Origin of the sequence: Piscicoccus intestinalis NBRC 104926, from assembly GCF_001515525.1 — a bacterium.
Taxonomy (GTDB): Bacteria; Actinomycetota; Actinomycetes; order Actinomycetales; family Dermatophilaceae; genus Kineosphaera; species Kineosphaera intestinalis.
In genome coordinates this window covers 1-762 of sequence record NZ_BCNQ01000325.1, presented here as the reverse complement: position 1 = coordinate 762, position 762 = coordinate 1, and the positions used below count along the sequence as shown (strand labels likewise).

Sequence of the window (762 nt, the reverse complement as noted above, 5' to 3'; positions counted from 1 at the left end):
CTGGTCGCTCTTGGCGGGGATGACGGCCTTGATGTGGCGACGGCGCAGCTGCTCGCGGATCACGCCGGTGGCGTAGGCGCGATCGGCGATCACGACATTCGGGCGGGTCCGGGCGCGTCCGCGTCCCAGGCGGGGCACCCGGATATCGGCCAGCACCGTGGCCAGCATCGCGCCGTCATTTCGCTGTCCGCCGGTGACCACGATCGCCAGCGGGCGACCCCTGCCGTCCACCGCCTGGTGGATCTTCGTGGTGAGTCCGCCACGCGAGCGACCAACGCCATGACCTGCAGGTTCACACTCGGCCAGCGGCCGATTCTTGTAATTCGACCCAGCCCCCTGTGTCCTGCTCGGGACGCGACGTGTTCGTCGCGTGCTGATGCGCACGCGTGATCGTGGCATCCACCGACACCTGCCACTGGACCTCGCCCGCCGCGTCGGCCTGAGCCACCAGCTGCGCCAGGACCCGATCCCACGTCCCATCCCCCGCGTAGCGCCGATGCCGCTTCCACACCGTCTGCCACGGACCGAACACCTCCCGCGGCAGATCACGCCACGGGATACCCGTCCGGTAGCGGTAGGCCATCCCCTCGACCACCCGACGATTGTCCGCGAACGGATGACCCCGACGACCCACATTCGAGGGCAGCAGCGGCTCGATCCGAGCCCACTGCTCGTCGCTCAACACCTGAAATCTCGTCGATCGCTGTGTCACGCCCTCAGACTGCCGCGAGCCTCACGGGCCATAAGGGAGACACGCTCTAG

1 pseudogene is annotated in these 762 nt (G+C 68.4%); it reads right to left on the bottom strand.

What is annotated here, in order from left to right:
• A pseudogene (locus PINTE_RS24705) lies at window positions 1–712 on the bottom strand (IS5 family transposase); the annotation flags it as partial.
• Window positions 713–762 lie beyond the last annotated feature (50 nt).